Annotated in this window: 18 protein-coding genes; 6 read left to right on the top strand and 12 right to left on the bottom strand. The window is 64.2% G+C overall.

All coding sequences use genetic code 11. The annotated features are described in order from the left end of the window. The first annotated feature begins 10 nt into the window (after nucleotides 1-10). From GWK50_RS03995 to GWK50_RS03970, 6 genes are all read left to right on the top strand, one after another. Nucleotides 11-1,342 carry a UDP-glucose/GDP-mannose dehydrogenase family protein gene (locus GWK50_RS03995; protein ID WP_162015403.1) on the top strand — a complete coding sequence of 444 codons (1,332 nt, stop codon included), beginning with the start codon at nucleotides 11-13 and terminating at the stop codon, nucleotides 1,340-1,342. Nucleotides 1,343-1,351: 9 nt separating this feature from the next. Then, entirely contained in the window at nucleotides 1,352-2,518 is a 1,167-nt protein-coding gene (locus GWK50_RS03990; protein ID WP_197904970.1) for a DegT/DnrJ/EryC1/StrS family aminotransferase, read from the top strand. 7 nt (nucleotides 2,519-2,525) lie between these two features. Beyond that, nucleotides 2,526-3,143 (top strand): sugar transferase, encoded by a 618-nt coding sequence (locus GWK50_RS03985; RefSeq protein WP_162015402.1) that lies wholly within the window; start codon nucleotides 2,526-2,528, stop codon nucleotides 3,141-3,143. A gap of 73 nt (nucleotides 3,144-3,216) precedes the next feature. Continuing rightward, nucleotides 3,217-4,746 (top strand): lysine--tRNA ligase, encoded by a 1,530-nt coding sequence (gene lysS / locus GWK50_RS03980; protein ID WP_162015401.1) that lies wholly within the window; start codon nucleotides 3,217-3,219, stop codon nucleotides 4,744-4,746. A 17-nt stretch (nucleotides 4,747-4,763) separates the two neighbouring features. Continuing rightward, complete coding sequence (locus GWK50_RS03975) at nucleotides 4,764-5,780, top strand: diguanylate cyclase (RefSeq protein ID WP_162015400.1); 1,017 nt, start codon at nucleotides 4,764-4,766, stop codon at nucleotides 5,778-5,780. Nucleotides 5,781-5,790: 10 nt separating this feature from the next. Then, complete coding sequence (locus GWK50_RS03970; RefSeq protein ID WP_162015399.1) at nucleotides 5,791-6,417, top strand: mechanosensitive ion channel family protein; 627 nt, start codon at nucleotides 5,791-5,793, stop codon at nucleotides 6,415-6,417. A gap of 19 nt (nucleotides 6,418-6,436) precedes the next feature. On the opposite strand, the gene nagZ is transcribed toward GWK50_RS03970, so the two are convergent. From nagZ to rpoE, 12 genes are all read right to left on the bottom strand, one after another. Then, a complete protein-coding gene (nagZ, locus tag GWK50_RS03965) occupies nucleotides 6,437-7,519 on the bottom strand; it encodes a beta-N-acetylhexosaminidase (protein WP_162015398.1) in 1,083 nt (360 codons plus the stop codon). 13 nt (nucleotides 7,520-7,532) lie between these two features. Then, a complete protein-coding gene (gene acpS, locus GWK50_RS03960) occupies nucleotides 7,533-7,973 on the bottom strand; it encodes a holo-ACP synthase (protein WP_162015397.1) in 441 nt (146 codons plus the stop codon). Between the two features lie 57 nt (nucleotides 7,974-8,030). After that, complete coding sequence (locus GWK50_RS03955; RefSeq protein ID WP_162015396.1) at nucleotides 8,031-8,792, bottom strand: pyridoxine 5'-phosphate synthase; 762 nt, start codon at nucleotides 8,790-8,792, stop codon at nucleotides 8,031-8,033. Next, nucleotides 8,789-9,550: a DNA repair protein RecO gene (gene recO, locus GWK50_RS03950; protein WP_162015395.1), complete on the bottom strand. Its 762-nt coding sequence runs from the start codon at nucleotides 9,548-9,550 to the stop codon at nucleotides 8,789-8,791. Before recO ends, GWK50_RS03955 begins: the two co-directional genes overlap by 4 nt. 192 nt (nucleotides 9,551-9,742) lie before the next feature. Then, a complete protein-coding gene (era, locus tag GWK50_RS03945) occupies nucleotides 9,743-10,783 on the bottom strand; it encodes a GTPase Era (RefSeq protein ID WP_162015394.1) in 1,041 nt (346 codons plus the stop codon). After that, a complete protein-coding gene (gene rnc, locus GWK50_RS03940; protein WP_162015393.1) occupies nucleotides 10,780-11,466 on the bottom strand; it encodes a ribonuclease III in 687 nt (228 codons plus the stop codon). The genes era and rnc overlap by 4 nt, the downstream gene beginning before the upstream one ends. Then, nucleotides 11,467-11,832 carry a DUF4845 domain-containing protein gene (locus GWK50_RS03935; protein WP_162015392.1) on the bottom strand — a complete coding sequence of 122 codons (366 nt, stop codon included), beginning with the start codon at nucleotides 11,830-11,832 and terminating at the stop codon, nucleotides 11,467-11,469. It abuts the gene before it with no gap. A gap of 42 nt (nucleotides 11,833-11,874) precedes the next feature. Next, nucleotides 11,875-12,849, bottom strand: coding sequence for a signal peptidase I (gene lepB / locus GWK50_RS03930; protein ID WP_162015391.1), 975 nt, complete (start codon nucleotides 12,847-12,849; stop codon nucleotides 11,875-11,877). After that, entirely contained in the window at nucleotides 12,849-14,657 is a 1,809-nt protein-coding gene (gene lepA, locus GWK50_RS03925) for a translation elongation factor 4 (protein ID WP_162015390.1), read from the bottom strand. Before lepA ends, lepB begins: the two co-directional genes overlap by 1 nt. 450 nt (nucleotides 14,658-15,107) lie before the next feature. Further along, on the bottom strand, nucleotides 15,108-16,529 hold the full coding sequence (locus GWK50_RS03920) for a DegQ family serine endoprotease (protein WP_197905046.1): 1,422 nt from the start codon (nucleotides 16,527-16,529) through the stop codon (nucleotides 15,108-15,110). A gap of 193 nt (nucleotides 16,530-16,722) precedes the next feature. After that, nucleotides 16,723-17,325: a sigma-E factor negative regulatory protein gene (locus GWK50_RS03915; RefSeq protein ID WP_242455283.1), complete on the bottom strand. Its 603-nt coding sequence runs from the start codon at nucleotides 17,323-17,325 to the stop codon at nucleotides 16,723-16,725. A 67-nt stretch (nucleotides 17,326-17,392) separates the two neighbouring features. After that, complete coding sequence (rpoE, locus tag GWK50_RS03910; RefSeq protein WP_162015387.1) at nucleotides 17,393-18,034, bottom strand: RNA polymerase sigma factor RpoE; 642 nt, start codon at nucleotides 18,032-18,034, stop codon at nucleotides 17,393-17,395. Nucleotides 18,035-18,059 lie beyond the last annotated feature (25 nt).

The following is an 18,059-nucleotide window of genomic DNA, read 5'->3' as shown; positions in this document are numbered from 1 at the left end:
ACGCTGCCCCATGAAAATCACCGTTGTCGGAACCGGATACGTGGGCCTGGTGACAGGCGCCTGCCTCGCGGAGATGGGCAACCACGTGGTCTGCCTGGACCGCGACCCCGGGCGCATTGCCACACTGCTGCGCGGCGAGCTGCCCATCCACGAGCCCGGCCTGCTCGATATCGTGCTGCGCAACACCCGTTGCAGGCGGCTGGCTTTTACCGGGGATGTGGCCCATGCCGTGGCCCACGGTCGCGTGCAGTTCATCGCCGTAGGCACGCCGCCGGGCGAAGACGGCTCGGCCGACCTGCAGCATGTGCTCGCCGCCGCGCGCGCCATTGCCGAACGCATGCAGGAGCCCCGGCTCATCGTCAACAAGAGCACCGTGCCGGTGGGCACGGCGGACCGCGTGCGCGCGCTGGTGGCACAGGTGCTGCAGGCGCGCGGCCTGCCGGCGCTGGCGTTTTCGGTGGCATCCAACCCCGAGTTCCTCAAGGAAGGCTCGGCCGTGCAGGATTTCATGCGTCCGGACCGCGTGGTGGTCGGCGCCGACGACCCCCAGGCAGCCCAGACGCTGCACCAGCTCTACGCCCCCTTCATGCGCAACCGCGACCGCCTGATCGCCATGGACGTGCGCAGCGCCGAGTTCACCAAGTACGCGGCCAACGCCATGCTGGCCACGCGCATCAGCTTCATGAACGAGCTGGCCCTGCTGGCGGAGAAGCTGGGGGCGGACATCGAGCAGGTGCGCACCGGCATCGGCACCGACCCGCGCATCGGCACGCATTTTCTCTACGCGGGCACAGGCTACGGCGGATCGTGCTTTCCCAAGGACGTGCAGGCCCTCGTGCACACGGCCCGCGAAGCCGGGCAGGAGTTGACCATCCTGCAGGCCGTGCAGGCCGTGAACGAGCGCCAGAAACAGGTGCTGGTGGACAAGATCGTGGCGCGCTTCGGGCCGGACCTGCGCGGGCGGCGTTTCGCTCTTTGGGGCCTGGCCTTCAAGCCGGGCACGGACGACATGCGCGCGGCGCCCAGCCTGACCCTCATCGAGCGCCTGCTGGCCCTGGGCGCCGAGGTCGCTGCCTACGACCCCGTGGCGCTGGCACAGGCGCGTGCGGTGCTGGGCACGCGGCCCGGCCTGCACCTGCTGGACCGCTCCGAGGCCGTGCTCGAAGGCGCGGACGCGCTGGTCATCGTGACCGAGTGGAAGGAGTTCCGCAGCCCCGATTTCGGCCACCTGGCCGCCACGCTGCGCCAGCCGGTGATCTTCGACGGCCGCAACCTCTTCGAACCCGCCGACATGCGCGCGCTGGGCATCGAATACCACGCCATCGGCCGCGGCACCCCCTGATCCATCACCATGTCCGACACCGCCCTTCCCTTCCTCCCCTTTGCCCGCCCCGACATCGGCGATGCCGAGATCGCCGCCGTCACCGAGGCCTTGCGTTCAGGCTGGGTCACCACCGGCCCCAAAGCCCGTGCCTTCGAGCAGGCCTTCACCGACTACCTGGGCGGCAAGGGGCTGCAGAGCATCGCCGTCAACTCCGCCACCGCCGGCCTGCACCTCGCGCTGGAGGCCCTGGGGATCGGCCCGGGCGACGAGGTGATCGCGCCCACGCTGACCTTCACCGCCACCGTGGAGGTGGTGCGCTACCTGGGTGCCGACCCGGTGCTGGTGGACGTGGACCCGGTCACGCTGAACATCGCCCCCGAGGCCATCCGCGCCGCCATCACGCCCCGGACCAAGGCCATCCTGCCGGTGCACTACGGGGGCCTGGCCTGCGACATGGACGCCATTCTGGCCATTGCGCGCGCGCATGGCCTGAAAGTGGTGGAAGACGCCGCGCACGCCCTGCCCACCACCTGGCAGGGCCGGTTGGTGGGACAGCTCGAATCCGACGTGACGGTGTTCAGCTTCTACGCCAACAAGACCATCACCACCGGCGAGGGCGGCATGGCCGTGACGCGCGACCCCAAGCTGGCCGAGCGCATGCGCGTGATGCGCCTGCACGGCATGAGCCGCGACGCGTTCGACCGCTTCACCTCCAAGACCCCCGCCTGGTACTACGAGGTGGTGGCCCCCGGCTTCAAGTACAACCTTACCGACACCGCCGCCGCCCTGGGCCTGGTGCAGTTGCAGCGCCTGCCGCAGTTCCTGGAGCGCCGCCAGCACCTGGCAGCGCGCTACCACGCGCAACTGGTGGGCCTGCCCCTGGTGCTGCCGGCCGATGCCCCGGCGGGCGATGTGCATGCCTGGCACCTGTACGTGGTGCGTCTGGCGCCGGGCGCGCGCCTGGACCGTGACGCATTGATCCAGGCCCTGTCGGATCGCGGCATTGGCACCAGCGTGCACTACGTTCCGCTGCACCGCCACCCTTACTGGCGCGACCGCTATGGACTGGTGCCCGCCCAGTTCCCGCAGGCCGACGCGGCCTACCAGGCCATGCTGAGTCTGCCGTTGTTCACCGCGATGACGGACGCCGACCAAGATCGGGTGATCACCGCGCTGCACGAACTGCTGGGTTGACTCCTCCATGGGCAAACGGCTGTTCGACATCGCCTGTGCCGCCACTGCGCTAGCGCTGCTGGCGCCCCTGCTGCTGGCGTTGGCGCTGTGGGTGCGGCTTGACTCCCCGGGTCCGGTGCTGTTTCGCCAGCAGCGTGTGGGGCGCGACAGTCGTCCCTTTGCCATCCTCAAGTTCCGCACCATGCAGGTGAATGCTGAAGCCGCAGGGCTGCAGATCACCGTGGGGCAAGATCCCCGCATCACCCGCGCGGGCAGCTGGCTGCGCCGCAGCAAGCTGGATGAACTACCGCAGTTGCTGAACGTGCTGCGCGGCGACATGAGCATGGTGGGCCCCCGCCCCGAGGTGCCGCGCTACGTGGCGTTGTACCCAACGGATGTGCGCGAGACCGTGCTGAGCGTACGTCCCGGCATCACCGATCTGGCATCGCTCGCCTTTCGGGATGAAAGCACCTTGCTGGCGCAGAGCCCCGACCCCGAGCGCACCTATGTGGAGGTGATCCTGCCCACCAAATTGCGCTACGCCTGCGACTACGTGCAGCAGCGCAGCCTGTGGCTGGATCTGCGCATCATCGCCCGTACAGCGATGGTCCTGCTGGGTCGACAGGACAGAGCGCCCCCATGCTGAGGCGCACCGCCTTAAAATCGCATGTTTGGCCGCATCGGCCACTCCCTTTTCACGCCCCGCACCGACGGCTCCTATGTCTGAACAGCACCACGCCCCCGCACCCCAGGACGAAAACCAGCTCATCGCCGAGCGCCGCGACAAACTGCGCGCCCTGCGCGAAGCCCAGGCCCAGGGCCATGGCGTGGCTTTTCCCAACGACTTCAAACCCCAGCACCATGCGGCAGACCTGCAAGTCCAGCACGGCGCGCAGGACGCACAGGCGCTGGAGGCACAGCCCATCACCGTGTGCGTGGCCGGCCGCATGATGCTCAAACGCGTCATGGGCAAGGCCAGCTTTGCCACGGTGCAGGACGCTTCGGGCCGCATCCAGCTCTACGTGACACGCGACGCGCTGGGCGAAGAGCTGTATGCCGCCTTCAAGCATTGGGACCTGGGCGACATCCTGGGCGCCGAAGGGACGCTGTTCAAAACCAAGACGGGTGAGCTGTCGATCAAGGTCGAGCGCCTGCGGCTGCTGACCAAGAGCCTGCGCCCCATGCCGGACAAGTTCCACGGCATCCACGACCAGGAAGTGAAATATCGCCAGCGATACGTGGACCTGATGACCGACGAGCAGGCCCGCAAGCGCTTCGTGGCGCGCAGCAAGGCCGTGAGCGGCATCCGCGACTTCATGGTGCAGCACGGTTTCCTGGAAGTGGAAACGCCCATGCTCCACCCCATTCCGGGTGGCGCGAATGCCAAGCCCTTTGTCACACACCACAACGCGCTGGAGCAGGAGATGTACCTGCGCATCGCGCCCGAGCTGTACTTGAAGCGCTTGCTGGTGGGCGGCTTCGAGCGCGTGTTCGAGATCAATCGCAACTTCCGCAACGAAGGCATCTCGGTGCGCCACAACCCCGAGTTCACGATGATGGAGTTCTATGCGGCCTACTGGAACTACCAGGACCTCATGGGCTTTACCGAGCAGCTTGTGCGCGACGCGGCCCTCAAGGCCACGGGGACGCTGCAACTCTCCTACCAAGGGCGCGAGGTCGATCTGGCTCAGCCGTTTGCACGCCTGACCATCCGCGAAGCCATCTTCCAGTACACCGAGGCCGGTGCCCATGTGGACGACGCTGCTTGGCTCATCAGCGCACTGAAGAAGCTGGGCATGAACGAAGAGAAGAACAAGCTCTCTGCCCGCAGCCTGGCCAGCCTGCAGGTGCTGTACTTCGAGGAGACGGTGGAAGACAAGCTCTGGCAGCCCACCTTCATCATGGAGCACCCGACAGAGATATCGCCCCTGGCCCGTGCCAACGACACGCGCCCCGAGGTGACCGAGCGCTTTGAGCTCTACATCACGGGCCGCGAGTTCGGCAACGGCTTCTCCGAGCTGAACGACGCCGAGGACCAGGCCGCACGCTTCCACGCCCAGGTGGCTGCCAAGGACGGCGGCGACGACGAGGCCATGTACTTCGACCACGACTTCGTGCGTGCGCTCGAGTACGGCATGCCGCCCGCAGGCGGTTGCGGCATCGGCATCGACCGCCTGATGATGCTGCTGACCGACAGCCAGAGCATCCGCGATGTGATCCTGTTCCCGGCGTTGCGGCGCGAGGGCTGATCTGGCACATTGACGCCATGCCTCTGTCCACCGCCCTGCTCCCCGCCAACACGGCGCAGCCTTTCAGCGTACTGGTGGTCGAGGATCAGGAGTCGGTGCGCGCTGCACTGGTGGGCGAGCTGCGCAACGCAGGCATTTCCCAGGTGCTGGAGGCGCGTGACGGCGAGACGGCGCTGCGCTTTTTCACCGAGCGACGCCCGGATCTGGTCTTGCTGGACATCTGCCTTCCCGGCAAGGACGGCTACTGGCTGGCCCAGCAGATGCGCATTGCCGAGCCCGGCGACTGGACGCCCATCATCTTCCTCTCGGGCCTGGACAACGAGCTGGATGTCTGGCGCGGCATCGAGGCCGGGGGCGACGACTACCTGACCAAGCCGGTCAAGCCCATTGTGCTGGTGGCCAAGCTGCGCGCCATGCGGCGCCTGCTCGACATGCGGCGTCGCCTGGTGTCCCTGTCCGACGAACTGCACCTGGCCAACCAACGGCTCAACGCGATGGTGGAGGTCGATGCCCTGACGGGCCTGATCAACCGCCGCGGTTTCGACCAGCGGTTGCACAGCGAGATCCTGGCCGCTCGGCGCGATCGGCAACCGCTGACCCTGATGTTGTGCGACCTGGACCACTTCAAGAACTACAACGATAGCCTGGGCCATGTGCGGGGCGATGCCTGCCTGCAGCAGGTGGCCCGTTTGCTGCGCGAGGTGTGCATGCGCCCGCGCGACACCGCCACACGCTACGGGGGCGAGGAGTTTGCCCTCATCCTGCCGAGCACGCCCCGCTCCGGCGCCATGACCTTTGCCCGGGCACTGGGGCAGACGCTGCGCAACCACGCGATTGCGCACCCCGCATCGCCCGTGGCGGGCGTGGTCACGCTCTCGGGCGGTATCACGACCTGTGTGCCCGACGATGCCACCAGTGCGGAAAGCATGCTCATGCGTGCCGACCAGGCGCTGTACGCCGCCAAGGCGCAGGGGCGCGACCGCTTTTTCAGCTTTGAAATGCAGATGGACACGGTAGAGCAGCGCCACGGCTGACACATCTCCCATGCGACGTTCCTTGACTCTCTACCTGCCCGAATGGGCCCAGGACTGGCTGGAAATCATCGTTCCGGGGGGGCAGATTGCACTCATCCTTGTGGCGGCCTGGCTGCTGCAGAACCTGCTGGGGCGCCTGCTGACCCGTGCCGGGCGCCACTACCAGATTCCCCTGGAACTGCAGATGCCCATCCACGGGCTGATGCGCTGGACCATTTTTGCCGCCACCCTGCTGCTGGTGCTGGAGCGCCTGGGCGTGTCGGCCACGGTGCTGTGGACCGGCTTTACCGGCTTTGCCACCGTGGGAGCCGTGGCCTTCTTTGCGGCGTGGAGTGTGCTGTCCAACCTGTTCTGCGCGTTCCTGATATTCACCGTGGGCCCCTTCCGCCTGGGGGACACCATCGAACTGCTCGACACGGCCGAGAAACCCGGCGCCAAGGGCCGGGTGGTGGACATCAACCTGCTCTACACCACGCTGGAAGATGCAACGCGTGGGCAGACCGGTGTCTTGCTGCAGATACCCAATGCGCTGATCTTTCAGCGGGTTCTGCGCCGCTGGGAACCGGCGATCGCCCCATCAGGCATCCCGGCTCCAGCCCCGCAAGAGCGTTTGCAAGACACCCCCTCCGTCCCCTGAAACCCGAGCGAAGCCTGCCTCAGGGCAGCATCTCCAGCGCCTGCAGATAGGCCGGCTGGAACATCAATTCATCCCACGCCTGCGGCACGGTTTCCGGCAACAGTGCCAGGCGGCGCGCAGCGCTGTCCGGGCTGGGCTGCCAGCGGCCGTGTACCAGCGCGTCGGCCAGGCCATCCAGCAGATCATCCACGGCGCGCCCATCGCCCAGGCTCTGGTTGCACAGCAGCACCAGGTCGCACCCGGCCTGCAATGCCGCCAATGCGGCATCAGTGTGGCTGGCCAGGTGGCCGTCGATATGGCGTGCGCCCTCCATGCTCAGGTCGTCGCTGATGATGGCCCCCTCGAAACCCAGGCGCGTGCGCAGGATGTCCTGCAGCCACCGGCGCGAAAAGCCCGCCGGGCGGCTGTCCACCTTGGGGTAGATCACATGTGCGGGCATGACGGCGGTAAGCGTGCTGCGCAGCCAGGCATAGGGCGCAGCGTCGTCCTGCAGAATGGCCTTGAGGCTGCGCCGATCCACAGGAATGTCGGTGTGCGAATCGGCCCGCACAAAGCCGTGCCCCGGGAAATGCTTGCCGCAGTGGGCCATGCCCGCCTGCAGCAGACCATGCGCCAGGCTCTTGGCCAGCATCGCCACCACGCGCGGGTCGGCATGGAAGGCACGGTCACCGATCACACTGCTGCCACCCCAGTCCAGGTCCAGCACGGGTGTGAAGGAAAAATCGACGCCGCAAGCCCGCAGCTCACTGGCCAGCACATAGCCCGCCGCTGTGGCCGCATTGGTGGCCGCCATGGCCCCGCTGCCCGGGCCGGCTTTGCCGTCCTGCATCCACAGTGCGCCCAGGGCGCGCATGGGTGGCAGTTGGGTGAAACCGTCGGAGCGAAAGCGCTGCACGCGGCCGCCCTCGTGGTCCACGTAGATGAGCAGGTCCTCGCGCACGGCCTTGATCGCGCTGGTGAGCTCCAGCAGTTGCGCACGGTCGCGCCAGTTGCGGGTGAACAGGATGACGCCCCCGGTGAGCGGGTGCGCAAGGCGCCTGCGGTCGTCTGCACTGAGCTGCGTGCCCGCCACGTCCAGCAAGAGGGGGGAATGGACCGTCATGCGTTCTCTCCGTTCATTTGCTATTATTTTGATAGCTGCTTGCGCTTATTCCATAAGCGCCATCGGCCTGTTCGACTACACAAAAACTGGCGGCGTAGTCGGTTTCATCGGTCACGCTCAGGTGGGCACGCAACGACCGTGCCTCGAACCACTCATGCAAGGCCCCGTGCAGCACGATGATGGGCTGGCCGCTGGGCAACGAACCGACCTCGCAGGTACGCCAGGTCATGGGCATGCGCAGCCCCAGGCCTATGGCCTTGCTGAACGCCTCCTTGGCGGAAAAGCGCGTGGCCAGGTAGCGCACGCCGCGCTCGCTCCAGCGCTGGCTGCGCGCGCGCCAGATGGCCAGCTCGGCATCACTGAGCACGCGCTCGGCAAACCGGTCGCCATGGCGCTCCAGGCTGGCGCGGATGCGGCGCACGTCGCAGATGTCGGTGCCGATGCCGTAGATCATGGATTTGAACAAAATATGCCGCCAGCGCTTATCTATCAAGCGCAAGCAGCTACAAAATCAGGAGCATGCTGCATCGATGCAGGCCTGGTAGGCGCGCACCGTTGCGGCGTAGCCCAGCTCCAGCGCATCCGAAATGAGCGCGTGGCCGATGGACACCTCCAGCACACCGGGCACGCTGCGCAGGAAGTCGGTGAGGTTGTCGCGGTTCAGATCGTGCCCTGCATTCACGCCCAGCCCGCCGTCCAGCGCGGCCTGGGCGGCGGCGCGGTAGCGCTCCAGTTCAGCGGCCTGGCGCTCGGTGCCCCAGGCGGCAGCGTAGGGCTCGGTGTACAGCTCGATGCGGTCGGCACCCACGGCCCGGGCCTGGGCCATTTGCTCGGGGACCGGGTCCATGAACAGGCTCACGCGCACCCCCAGGTCGTGGCATTCGGCAATCAGAGGCGCCAGCCGGGCGGCATCCTGCGGAAAGCTCCAGCCATGGTCGCTGGTGAACTGGTCCTCGCTGTCGGGCACAAAGGTGGCTTGGTGCGGCCGCACGCGACGGATGAAGTCCATCAGGTTCTGCGATGGGTTGCCTTCGATGTTGTACTCGCGCTCGGGCCAGGCCTGCAGCAGTTCGGCGAGCTCATGCACGTCGTGGGGCCGGATGTGGCGCGCATCGGGCCGGGGGTGCACGGTAATGCCCTGCGCTCCCGCCTGCAGGCACAGCAGCGCCGCACGCGTGACGCTGGGAATGCCCAGGTGCCGCGTGTTGCGCACCAGCGCCACCTTGTTGACGTTGACCGACAGCGCGGTGCGGGGATGGGGTGAAGAGGTCATAGCGATTGCAGGTCCATCATGAACTGGCGTGTGCGCAGCACCGGGTGGCCGCAATGGTATTGCAACAGCCCGCGCAACTGCGGTTTGAGTTCACCGGCCACGGCCGCGCATTCGCGCAGCAGGGTGGTGAATGGCACACCGTCCCGCAGGGCGGCGTGCAGTTGCAGCCACTGCGCGCCCGACAGGCTGGCCCGCTCGGCTGCGGGCACGGCGCGCAGGCCGGCCTCGGCGACCAGGGCATATCGGCCCTGGGGCTCCAGCGGCGCCAGGGTCAGGGTCTGCACATCCAGCGCGGGCAGCAGTCCCACCTCGCGCAGCAACAGCAGCTCAAAGCTGCGCAGCAAGGGTTCGAGCACTTCGCCATGCTCGGTGGCCAGCACGCGCACCACGGCGGCGTAGTGGTCGAACAGCAGGCTGTGCGCGTCGTCGCGCGCCAACAGGCGCATGAGCAGTTCGTTGAGGTACAGGCCCGACAGCAAGGCCTCGCCCGTGGGCATGGTGTGGCCGCCGACCCATTCCGCCCCCTTGAGGGGGTGGATCTCGGCAGAGTCCGATGCACTCTGGGTCCAGCTCAGGTGCAAAGGCTGCAGGGGCAGCAGCACCGGCCGGAAGTTGGAACTGGGCCTTTTGGCTCCCTTGGCCACCAACGCAGTGCGCCCGCGGTGGCGGGTGAACACCTCCAGGATCAGGCTCGATTCGCTCCAGTCGTAGCGGTGCAGCACATAGGCCGGCTCGTGGGTGACACGTTGCTGGGGCATGAAAATGCTATCAAATCAGCAGCAATAGCACCCTATAAATAGGCGCTGAAGCCCGTCCCAGGCCATAGATCCCGCCCAAGCCAGGGCTCCCGCGCAAGGGCCGCCCCGCCGCGCCGGGAGCGTCCTCCTGCCCGAATCGCGCAGCGATTCGAGAGCGGGGGGAAGGCCCGCAGGGCCTCAGGGGGGTACCCCTCATTCATACCCAAACGAACGCACACGCGCCTCGTCGTCGGCCCAACCCGAGCGCACCTTCACCCACAGTTCCAAGAATACCTTGGCGTCCAGGAGCTTTTCCAGCTCCTGGCGTGCCTCGGTTCCAATGCGTTTGAGGCGCTCGCCCTTGTCACCAATCACCATGGCCTTGTGGCCATCGCGCTCCACCACAATGGTCGCGGCAATGCGCACCAGGCGCTTGTGCTGCTTGCTTTTTTCTTCATCGAACTTGTCGATGATTACTGTGGAGGTATAGGGCAGCTCGTCACCCGTGAAACGAAAGAGCTTTTCGCGCACGGTTTCGGAAGCCAGGAATTTCTCGCTGCGGTCGGTCAGCTCGTCCTCGGCATACCACCAGGGTTGCTCGGGCAGGTACTTCTCGCAAATGCCGTAGAGCCGCTCGATGTCGCCACGGCTCTTGGCCGACATGGGCACGAACTCGGTGAAGGGATGGCGCTCCTGCATGTCGCGCAGCCAGGGCGCGATCTCGGCACGGCGGTGCACCGTGTCCAGCTTGTTGGCGATCAGCAGCGTGGGTATGCCGGGTTTGAAGAGCGAGAGTACCTTGGCGTCCGCCAGGGTGAAGCTGCCGGCCTCCACCACGAAGAGGATCAGGTCCACGTCGCTTATGGCACCCATGACCGTCTTGTTGAGCGATTTGTTCAGCGCCGTGCTGTGCTTGGTCTGGAAACCCGGTGTATCAACAAACACAAACTGGCTGGCACCCACGGTGCGGATACCGGTGATGCGGTGGCGCGTGGTCTGGGCCTTGCGCGAGGTGATGCTGATCTTCTGCCCTACCAGTGCGTTGAGCAGCGTGGACTTGCCCACGTTGGGTTTGCCCACAATGGCAATCAGGCCGCAGCGCTGCGCCGCGCCACCCGGTGCATCGGCCGCAGGTGCCGCGGCGGCCTGCCCCCCGGGCCTTGCAGCCGCGAGCATCGCATCCAGATCATCGGTGGTCTGAGCACCCTTCTGTGGGGCGCTGGTAGCTACATTTTTTGTAGCATCTTGGTTCATGGTTTTGGTGCTTTCAATGTGGCCAACATGGCCGCAGCGGCAGACTGCTCTGCCGCCCTGCGCGATGCGCCCGAGCCGCGTTGCGCCAGCGCAAGTTCGGCAATGGCGCATTCAACTTCAAAGGTCTGCCTGTGGGCCACACCGGCCGTGCCCACCACACGGTACTGCGGCAGCTGCATTTTGCGGCCCTGCAGCCACTCCTGCAACGCCGTCTTGGCATCCTTGGCGGCCGCCTGCATCTGCGGGTTGATTTCCACCGCCTCGTACAAGCGCAACACCAGCGCTTCAGCCACTACATAGCCTGCATCCAGGTACACAGCACCAATCACGGCTTCCAGGGCATCGGCCAGGATGGAGGGGCGCTGGTGACCGCCGGAACGTGCTTCGCCCTCACCCAGGTGCAGCACCTGGTCCAGGCGCAGGTCTTTGGCCAGTCGGTGCAGCGTGCCTTCCTTGACAAGATTGGCGCGCACGCGCGACAAATCGCCTTCGTTTTGTGCCTGCAGGCGGCGGTACAGCAGCGTGGAGACGGCTAGGTTCAGCACCGAGTCACCCAAAAATTCGAGGCGCTCGTTGTGCTCAGCACTGAAGCTGCGGTGCGTGACGGCACGCTGCAGCAGGGATGGATCGGAAAACCGGTGCTGCAGTCGGGATTGCAGCGAGGCTAGCGCGGGAGAGGACACCTAGTTGACCGAGTTCTCAAAACGATAGACCAGATAGGCAGGACCCGCCAACGCAATTTCACGCGAATACTTGAACGATACGATAACCTTGTCACCGCGCTTGGTCACCTCCAGATCCTTGCCAGAAATGGATCTGATGTCGTCGATAGCTGCAGCCCGATCGAAAGAAGCACGCACTTCTGGAACCGTGGAGCTATCACGCGCCGCCTTGGTCGCCGCTTTATTGATGGCTTGGTATTCCAAGAAGATCGGTATCGACTGCCCTCCAATGGCAAAAGCAGCCACGGCCAGCAATCCAATAAAAATCACTCCGATAAATGACAGGCCCCGCTGGCGTGCCGGGCTGGTAGTACGTTGTGCTTGCATATGTCACCCCCTCTTTGGAATTTGGCCGTTGCCGGGCCGGTGTCAGTGGAACGAACCAATGCGCTTGAGGTTGCCGAAGTTCATCCAGACAAAAAACGCCTTGCCCACGATGTGGGATTCAGGCACGAAACCCCAATAGCGCGAATCGAGCGAATTATCGCGGTTGTCACCCATCATGAAAAAGTGGCCTTCGGGCACCTTGCAGACCACCCCCTCGACACTGTAGCGGCATTGGTCTCGGTGCGCGAACTTGCTCGCCCCTTGCACAAACGCAGGCGCCTCGGGATAGCTGATCGCCTGGTGGCGGTGCTCACCCAACTGCTCCTCAAAGTGCTTGAAATAGCGCAGGCTATCGCCCTCCAGGTAATCCGGCAAATCCTGCGTAGGGACAGGTTGGCCATTGATGGTCAGGCGCTTGTTCAGATAGGCCACCTCGTCGCCCGGCACCCCCACCACGCGCTTGATGTAGTCCAGGCTGGGCTGCGGTGGGTAGCGAAACACCACCACATCTCCCCGCTGTGGCGCATTGCCTTCGGTGATCTTGGTGTGGATGACGGGCAAGCGCACGCCATAGGTGAACTTGTTCACCAGGATCAGGTCGCCCACCAGCAGCGTGGGGATCATGGAACCCGAGGGAATCTTGAACGGCTCGAACAGGAACGAGCGCAACACAAACACGGCAGCGATCACTGGGAAAAGCCCCGCCGTCCAGTCCAGCCACCAGGGCTGCATGAGCAGACGTTCCTTGGACTCGCGCACATCGATGTCCACCTGCGCAATGCCCATGCGATCCAGTTCTGCACGCCGCTGTGCGGCAGCGTCCTCGATGGCCTGGGCCGCACGCTTGCGCTGGGGCAAAAAGTAGAAGCGCTCTGCCAGCCAATAGGCCCCGGTCACCACGGTAGCCAGAAACAACAGCAAGGCGAAGTTGCCCTCGATGGCGCCGAAGTACCAGGCACCGATGTACCCGGCAAACGCCGCCAGAACCAGCGACGTGAAGATCTGTACGGCCTGCATCAGTCTTCCACCTGCAATATGGCCAGGAAAGCCTCCTGAGGCACTTCGACCGAACCGATCTGTTTCATGCGTTTCTTGCCTGCCTTTTGTTTTTCGAGGAGCTTGCGCTTGCGGGTGATGTCACCGCCGTAGCATTTTGCCAGCACGTTCTTGCGCATGGCCTTGATGGTTTCGCGCGCGATGATGTTGGCGCCGATGGCCGCCTGGATGGCCACATCGAACATCTGGCGCGAGATGATCTCGCGCATCTTGGCCGCCACGGCACGTCCCCGGTACTGGGCCTGCGTGCGGTGCACGATGATGGACAGCGCATCGACCTTCTCCCCGTTGAGGAGAATGTCCACCTTCACCACGTCGGAGGGCCTGTATTCCTTGAACTCGTAGTCCATGGACGCATAGCCGCGCGAAACCGATTTGAGCTTGTCGAAGAAGTCCAGCACGATCTCGCCCAGCGGCATATCGTAGGTCAGCATCACCTGGCGACCATGGTAGGCCATGTTGATCTGCACACCACGCTTCTGGTTGGCCAGGGTCATCACCGGCCCCACGTAGTCCTGCGGCATGTACAGGTGCACAGTCACTATGGGCTCGCGGATCTCCTGAAGCTTGCCTTGCTCTGGCATCTTGGCGGGGTTTTCCACCATCATGACCTCGCCATCGGGCTTGACGACCTGGTACACCACGCTCGGTGCGGTGGTGATCAAGTCCTGGTCGAACTCACGCTCCAGGCGCTCCTGCACAATTTCCATGTGCAGCAGGCCCAGAAAGCCACAGCGGAAGCCAAAGCCCAGCGCCTGGCTCACCTCAGGCTCATAGTGCAGAGAGGCGTCGTTGAGCTTGAGCTTCTCCAGCGCATCGCGCAATTGGTCGTAGGCGCTCGCTTCGGTCGGGTAGAGGCCTGCAAACACCTGGGGCTGGATCTCCTTGAAGCCCGGCAAGGCCTCCGCCGCCGGCCCTGCATTGTTGGGCAGCTTTTTTTCCAGCGTGATGGTGTCACCCACCTTGGCCGCCTGCAGTTCCTTGATGCCACAGATCACATAACCCACCTCCCCCGCCCGCAAGGCATCGCGGGGAGAGTTGGCTGGGGTAAAAACGCCCAGACTGCCCGCCTCATAGGCGGCACCCGTGGCCATCATCTTGATGCGCTCACCCAGGCGCAATTGACCATCGACCACGCGCACCAACATCACCACGCCGACATAGGTATCGAACCAGCTATCGATGATCATGGCCCGCAGCGGACCATCCGGGTTGCCGCGCGGCGCAGGCACCTTGGCCACGATGGCTTCGAGAATCTCCTCAATCCCCATTCCCGTCTTGGCGGAGCAGGGAATGGCATCGCCCGCGTCGATGCCGATCACATCCTCAATTTCCGCCTTGGCGTTTTCCGGGTCCGACTGCGGCAAGTCCATCTTGTTGAGCACCGGCAGCACCTCGACCCCCAGGTCCAGCGCGGTATAGCAATTGGCGACCGTCTGAGCCTCCACGCCCTGGGACGCATCGACGACCAGCAACGCCCCTTCGCACGCCGACAGCGACCGGCTGACCTCATAGGAGAAGTCCACATGGCCCGGCGTATCGATGAGATTGAGGTTGTACACCTGACCGTCACGCGCCTTGTACTGCAGTGCTGCTGTCTGCGCCTTGATGGTGATGCCCCGCTCTTTCTCGATATCCATCGAGTCGAGCACCTGCGCTTCCATCTCCCGTTCGGCCAGGCCTCCACAGCGCTGGATCAGGCGGTCGGCCAGCGTGGACTTACCGTGGTCGATGTGCGCAATGATGGAGAAATTTCGGATGTGTTTCATCAACGGGAATCACGTTCAAAAAGAGACCTGGCCCCAAGCCAGGCAAGAAAAAAGGGCGCGTCGACGGAAGACGCGCCCTGAACCAACAATCTGTGGCAACTGCGATGGTTGGAACTTCATTGTAGGCAAAAAGCCCCGCAGAAAATGACGATTTCGCAGCCTGCCCGAGGCGTTGCAGAGCGGCAACAAGTACTTATGCACATTTTATCCACAAAGCACCCTTGCTGCCACAGAATATCCTGTGGTTGTCCTGTGGAGCAGTTGTGAAGTGCCGATGCGCATCCCGAATGACGAAATCCGGAGGCCTTGATATGCCAAATGACTGCCAATGGCGCCGCGCATTCTAACAAATGGCATGGAGCCACCTCTTTGCACCCCAACCCTGCAAAGCCCTGAAGCTTGGCAGGGTTTGGGGAGATTTGCCGCCCTGGTGCGATAGCGGTTCAGCGCTCAACGCGATGGTCGGATCAGCGCGTACTGCGCCCATTCGCCCCGGCGGAAGAGCACATTGACCGGTTTGCCCTTGTCGGCGCGTGCAACGGCGGCTTCAAAGTCTTTCACATTTGCCACCTCAGCGTTGGCAATGGCCAGGATCACATCCCCTTCGCGCAAGCCTGCACGGGCGGCGGCATCGGACGCAGCATCGACCCGCACGCCCCCACGCAACTTGAGCTCCTTCTTCTGCGCTTCGCTCAGGTCAGAGATCGTGAGCCCCAGTTGCTGCGCCGCAGCCGACGACTTGGAACGGGGTTCTCGGTCGGAAGTTTTCACCGCCGTCTTGTCGGGCTCCACCTCGGCAATCACGATGGACAAATCCTTGGACTGCCCTCTGCGGAACACGGTAACCGTGCTCTTGGTACCCGGCTTGGTGTTGCCCACCATGCGCGGCAGGTCCGCCAGCTTGTCAATCGACTTGCCATCGAAACGGATGATGATGTCTCCGGCCTCGATGCCCGCCTTGTCTGCGGGCGATCCACTTTCCACGCCCGTGACCAGCGCACCCTGTTGCTTGCCCAGGCCGATGGATTCAGCCACATCCCGCGTGACCTGCCCAATCTGCACCCCAATGCGTCCGCGCGTCACACGGCCGGTCGCACGGAGCTGATCGCTCACCTGCATGGCTTCATCGATGGGAATGGCAAACGAAATGCCCATGAAGCCGCCGGAACGCGAATAGATTTGGCTGTTGATCCCCACCACTTCGCCACGCATGTTGATCAGCGGCCCGCCCGAGTTTCCGGGGTTGATCGCCACATCGGTCTGGATGAACGGCAGGTAGTCGCCGGTATCGCGCTGCTTCGCGCTCACAATGCCAGCCGTCACCGTGTTGTCCAGACCAAAGGGCGACCCGATGGCCATTACCCATTCGCCCACCCGCAGGCGGCTGGTATCTCCAATGCGCACGGCAGGAAGACCCGAGGCTTCGATCTTGACGACCGCCACATCGGTACGCTTGTCCGTACCCACAATGCGCGCCTTGAACTCGCGCTTGTCAGTCAGGGTCACAATGACCTCGGTGGCACCCTCCACCACATGTGCATTCGTCATCACATAGCCGTCGGCGCTGAGGATGAAACCCGAACCCACGCCACGGGGTTGCTCTTCCTCCTGCGGGCGCTGAGGACGCTGCTGGCGGGGGACATTGGGCATGGGGATACCGAAGCGCTTGAAGAACTCCTGCATCTCTTCGTCCATGCCATTGAAGCCACCTCGGCTGCTTACCTTCTCGGTCGTCCGGATGTTCACCACCGACGGCCCCACCAGCTCAACAAGATCCGTGAAATCAGGCAGACCGCGCACCGAGGACGCCGCGGGGACAGTGCCTTGGGCGCGCGCCACGCCGGTAGGACCCAGAGCCAAACCCAGGCCCATTGCTGCGGCCAGGGCGAGCACATTCCATTGCTTTGCAATTGTTGGATTCATGGATTGCCTTTCGTCATGTATTGGACAGCCGACGCCAAGGTCGGCATGCTCCATCAGAAATGCGCGACGCCCATTGGTTCCGCAAGTGCCGTGATGGCGGCGCACTTGCACCCAACCGAGTGGGCATGCCCGGGAGACCTGTTCAGCGCTGCGGCTCTTCCAGATTGGCGTTGCGCAGGAAGCGCGCCGGCATCTGCAGCGCAGCGGCGCCACGGGACTGGCGGTGGGCAGCCACCAGTTCGTCAAGCCGGGGGTCACGCAGCATCACGGGCTCTTGTGAAGACTGCTGAGCAGCCACCTGGGTACCCGCCGCCATCGCAGCGGCAGGCGCAGCAGCCATCTGTGCACCCGCCGAACCCGCCCGGGTCGCTTCAAAAACGTTCCATCCCATCACCGACACCGCAGCCAAGGACGCAAGGCCTGCCACCATCTTCCAGCGGAACAAGGCCTGGTTGGCCGCCTCGGCACGCCCCGCACCGGGAGCAGACTCGGATGGGAGCACGCCTGAATTCGCGGGATGCTGCGGGTACACCGATTCCTGTGCCAGGCGCTGGTGCAGATTGGCAAGAAACGCCTGGCTGTCATGTGCATGGTGGGCTAATTCCGGCGAACGCAGCACATCCCCAATCACGTGGTACTCCTGCCATGCCTGGCGCCCCGACTCTTGTTCTGCGTAATGCAGGGCCTGGTGCCAATCTTCCGTCGACAGTTGGCCGTCTGCCAACGCAGACAAGTGTTCACGCATTTTCAGTTCCTGGTCCATGCTCTCACCTGCTTTTCTGTGCCATCCACATCTTTCTTGCCTCGAGCCGCTACCAACGTTTGCCGGTGCGGTTTTCCAACAAGGGGCGCACACGCGCCGAAATTGCCTCCCGCGCACGGAAGATGCGCGACCGCACCGTGCCAATCGGGCAGGCCATGGCGGTAGCAATTTCTTCGTAACTCAGGCCCTCGATCTCGCGCAAGGTCACAGCCTGGCGCAAGTCCTCGGGCAAAGCCTCCATGGCGGCGTTGACGGCAGCAGCGATTTCCTGGGCGGCCAACACCGTCTCGGGGGTCTCGTCGCTGGTTAGTTCCGGGCCGATACGAGAAGTTTCATTTTCCTCCGCATCGCTGCTGCGCAATGCGCCCTCAAACACCACCGGATCGCGCTTCAGGTCCATGAGCGCCTTTTTGGCGGTATTGACGGCGATACGGTACAGCCAGGTGTAAAACTGCGCCTCACCGCGAAACTGGTGCAGTGCCCGGTAGGCACGCAGAAAGGTCTCCTGTGCAATATCCTGCACCAGGTCGCTGTCGCGCACCATGCGACCAATCAGGCGCTCAATGCGTCGCTGGTACTTGATTACCAGCAAGTCGTAGGCCCGCAGATCGCCTGCCACGGTGCGCTCGACCAGCAGCAGGTCACTGTCGGTGGGGGTTTCCTGCGGCAAAGTGGGCGTGGGGTCGGTCATGGGTGGGAATGGAATTCACAGGCCC

This window comes from Acidovorax sp. 210-6, from assembly GCF_010020825.1.
Taxonomy (GTDB): domain Bacteria; phylum Pseudomonadota; class Gammaproteobacteria; order Burkholderiales; family Burkholderiaceae_C; genus Simplicispira; species Simplicispira sedimenti.
The sequence above is the reverse complement of the archived record's forward strand: the minus strand, read 5'-3'. Positions and strand labels throughout refer to the sequence as shown.

Coding starts and splice junctions, on each gene's coding strand:
- nagZ (WP_162015398.1), bottom strand. CDS start 7,519: ATGACGGTCCATTCCCCCCTCTTGCTGGACGTGGCGGGCACGCAGCTC.
- GWK50_RS03995 (WP_162015403.1), top strand. CDS start 11: ATGAAAATCACCGTTGTCGGAACCGGATACGTGGGCCTGGTGACAGGC.
- GWK50_RS03990 (WP_197904970.1), top strand. CDS start 1,352: ATGTCCGACACCGCCCTTCCCTTCCTCCCCTTTGCCCGCCCCGACATC.
- GWK50_RS03985 (WP_162015402.1), top strand. CDS start 2,526: ATGGGCAAACGGCTGTTCGACATCGCCTGTGCCGCCACTGCGCTAGCG.
- GWK50_RS03975 (WP_162015400.1), top strand. CDS start 4,764: ATGCCTCTGTCCACCGCCCTGCTCCCCGCCAACACGGCGCAGCCTTTC.
- lysS (WP_162015401.1), top strand. CDS start 3,217: ATGTCTGAACAGCACCACGCCCCCGCACCCCAGGACGAAAACCAGCTC.
- rpoE (WP_162015387.1), bottom strand. CDS start 18,034: ATGACCGACCCCACGCCCACTTTGCCGCAGGAAACCCCCACCGACAGT.
- GWK50_RS03935 (WP_162015392.1), bottom strand. CDS start 11,832: ATGCAAGCACAACGTACTACCAGCCCGGCACGCCAGCGGGGCCTGTCA.
- recO (WP_162015395.1), bottom strand. CDS start 9,550: ATGCCCCAGCAACGTGTCACCCACGAGCCGGCCTATGTGCTGCACCGC.
- lepB (WP_162015391.1), bottom strand. CDS start 12,849: ATGCAGGCCGTACAGATCTTCACGTCGCTGGTTCTGGCGGCGTTTGCC.
- GWK50_RS03955 (WP_162015396.1), bottom strand. CDS start 8,792: ATGACCTCTTCACCCCATCCCCGCACCGCGCTGTCGGTCAACGTCAAC.
- GWK50_RS03920 (WP_197905046.1), bottom strand. CDS start 16,529: ATGGGCCTGGGTTTGGCTCTGGGTCCTACCGGCGTGGCGCGCGCCCAA.
- GWK50_RS03915 (WP_242455283.1), bottom strand. CDS start 17,325: ATGCGTGAACACTTGTCTGCGTTGGCAGACGGCCAACTGTCGACGGAA.
- era (WP_162015394.1), bottom strand. CDS start 10,783: ATGAACCAAGATGCTACAAAAAATGTAGCTACCAGCGCCCCACAGAAG.
- GWK50_RS03970 (WP_162015399.1), top strand. CDS start 5,791: ATGCGACGTTCCTTGACTCTCTACCTGCCCGAATGGGCCCAGGACTGG.
- acpS (WP_162015397.1), bottom strand. CDS start 7,973: ATGATCTACGGCATCGGCACCGACATCTGCGACGTGCGCCGCATCCGC.
- lepA (WP_162015390.1), bottom strand. CDS start 14,657: ATGAAACACATCCGAAATTTCTCCATCATTGCGCACATCGACCACGGT.